The 2,752-nt window shown below is 36.5% G+C and carries 2 protein-coding genes, 1 pseudogene and 1 other annotated feature; of the genes and pseudogenes, 1 reads left to right on the plus strand and 2 read right to left on the minus strand.

Annotated features, from left to right (window positions below):
- Both F890_RS03195 and F890_RS03200 read right to left on the minus strand, forming a co-directional pair.
- Positions 1-924: IS701-like element ISAba11 family transposase (locus F890_RS03195; protein ID WP_082191738.1), on the minus strand; the 924-nt coding region annotated here is incomplete at its 3' end.
- A gap of 233 nt (positions 925-1,157) precedes the next feature.
- Complete coding sequence (locus tag F890_RS03200) at positions 1,158-1,511, minus strand: helix-turn-helix domain-containing protein (protein ID WP_005103547.1); 354 nt, start codon at positions 1,509-1,511, stop codon at positions 1,158-1,160.
- A 496-nt stretch (positions 1,512-2,007) separates the two neighbouring features.
- On the opposite strand from F890_RS03200, the pseudogene F890_RS19400 reads away from it, so the two are divergent.
- Positions 2,008-2,752, plus strand: a pseudogene (locus F890_RS19400) (IS3 family transposase); the annotation flags it as partial.
- Positions 2,283-2,399 (plus strand) — a sequence feature (AL1L pseudoknot). (Overlaps the previous pseudogene by 117 nt.)

Genomic DNA, 2,752 nt, shown 5'->3' on the forward strand with positions numbered 1-2,752 from the left:
ATTTTCAAAGATCCGCTCAAACTGGTTCTTTTGTATCTCAACGTAGGCCATCAAGGCTGAAAAAATATGATTCAAAATCAGTTTAGATCGTCTTACTTGAAACTTTTCAATATGACAAACTTGTTTAATCACCCGGTGATATTGCTCTATTTTCCAATGACTTGAATGTAATTCATGAAAACCTTCAAAGGACAATAAATCATCTTCATCTTGATGCACAATATAAAACCTCTGCTGTTCTTTTAACTGAGTCTTAAATAATTGTACAAAGCCAAAATCTTTGAGCCAGACCACTTGACCCTGATGGAAATCTGGCAATAAACGCAGTTGAAACCATTGTCCTTTTTCTGGGGAAACCTTACGGTTACAGTCGATACCAAACATAAATCGAATACCATATTTTCTTATGGTTTTTAGATTTCCAGTCGATGAATACCAACTATCACCTGTAATAAATTGAATCTTTGCACCCCAACTGAGTACTTCACTTAACATATCCATAAAGTAATCATTCTTGGTTTTACTTTCAGATTTGTCATAAATTCGAAAATTAATTGGAATATTTTGGCCATTTTGATCTGTCGCATACAAGGTAATGAGATTAATACCCTTGACGGATCGGTGGTGTTTGCCTGACCAAAAATAGCTAACTAAGTCCATATGTTGACTATATGGTTTATCTAAAACAGTATCATCAATACTGACTATAAGTTTATTATTATCAATATGTTGAATTGATTCTTGATATAGGTCGTGAGGTGTGTAGTCTTCACGCTCTAGAAAGCGATTTACACTATCATGCGAGATATTATAAGTCTCGGCAAGTTGTGTGCAGCTAATAGAGTTCGGTTCTGTCATGAGAAAGCCCATATAAATGGGTAATGTACAAGTTGCTGTAGAAGCATGTTTAATTCGTCTGATCACAGATACTTTATAAAGTATTTTAATACTTTTTTGAATCCGTCAATGCATAAGTCCTATATTATTGAAAATAAAGAAATTTTTAGATTTATGCTCAACGATGAGCAGTGGGACAGATTGAAGGTTGATATAAAATACACCGATCATTAAAAGTTTGTTCTAGTAAGCCCTTCACGTCTGTCCATACCATTTTGGTACTCCCTCAAACCTATCAAGCTCTTTATCGTGAAGGTATATCACCAATCTAATTCTGGCTTTGCGGTCTTTATAACCAGTTTTTGAGTTCGTTTATTATTACCTGAGGCTTTTTTGCGAACTTTACCTTTGAGCTTAAGCAACTGTATCGGTGAAAATGATACTTCAGGTATCAATTGATCTAGATTACCCAACATATTGAGCGCACCTAAAATAGCGATCAGCTCTACTAGTCGAACGTCGCCTTTCTCCGCATTAAGGACAGCTCTCCGACTAATCCAAGCTTTATTAGCAATCTCCGCTTGTGTCATATCTTGATTCAATCGGATGCGTTTTAGGCGCTCACCTATTACTGACGCAATATATATCGGACTATCATTTTCGGAATAATTCATTATTTATTATCCTCATCTAGCTATGTGTTGTGCCGCCGTCATATAAAAATCTAGTCAAAATACCAAAATCTTTAGATCCAAATATGGCACAGCTCTCATGTTAGTTGCCAGTTCTTTGTTAATATCTATGCCTAACTAAATGCGCATTTACCCTAGCTAAAACTGAACATAATGAACGTCCCATCATCAGTTTCCGATGGACTCAATCTTGGCCGCTCTTCCGTATAAATAAAATAAGAAAAATACAAAACACAGTTAAACCAGTCACATTCAAAAACAAAGAATCAATAACTTAAATAAAAAAATCTATCTAAGCAAACCCTTAGCCTAGTTTAAAAAGAATTCAAATTCATCAAAAACCACTCACATTTATAACCATTTTCTTGATCTTTTTTTTGAAATTAACTTTTTAAGCATGTCTCTATATACATTAAAAAAATAAGGAGTGAACCGTACCAGGTTTGTCGGAGAGTCAATATTCTGAGAGACTATCCCGATGACAAAACCAAACTATACCCCCGAAATTAGAGAAAGAGCGGTTCAATTATTGATTGAATCTGAAAAAGATTATCCTTCTACTTGGGCTGCAATCACAGCAATTGCGCCTAAGATTGGTTGTACTCCTGAAACACTTCGTGCCTGGCATCAAAAATACTTAGATCAACAAAATCCCGCCAAAGTACAACAGGTATCTGACCAAGAAAAAATGAAGCAAATGGAACGTGAAATTAAAGAATTAAAACGTGCCAATGAAATTCTACGTAAAGCAGCCGCTTTTTTCGCCCAGGCGGAGCTCGACCGCCCACACAAATAATGGTGGATTTTATCCTTAACAATAAAGATCGATATGGTGTTGAGGCGATTTGTAGGATTTTACCGATCGCTGCTTCAACCTATTACCGGACTTTAGATCTCACAGTAAATCCAGAACATCGAGCGAAACGAGATTTACATGACTTGCAGCATGCTGAGGAGATTAAGCGAATTTGGAAAGAAAGTTCAGGTCGGTATGGTGTGCGTAAGGTCTGGCAACAACTGAAACGTGAAGGCTATGTGATTGCACGTTGTACAGTTGCTCGATTGATGCAAAAGCTAGGTATACAAGGTGTTTGGCGTGGTAAGAATAAACAAACCACCCGTAACCGAGATGACCAAAAACGGGCAGATGATTTAGTGAAACGTAATTTTAATGCTGATCATCCAAACCAACTATGGGTGGGTGACTTTACGTATATTCAAAC

Origin of the sequence: Acinetobacter sp. CIP 64.7 (genome assembly GCF_000369745.1) — a bacterium.
Taxonomy (GTDB): Bacteria; Pseudomonadota; Gammaproteobacteria; order Pseudomonadales; family Moraxellaceae; genus Acinetobacter; species Acinetobacter fasciculus.

Coding starts and splice junctions, on each gene's coding strand:
- F890_RS03200 (WP_005103547.1), bottom strand. CDS start 1,511: ATGAATTATTCCGAAAATGATAGTCCGATATATATTGCGTCAGTAATA.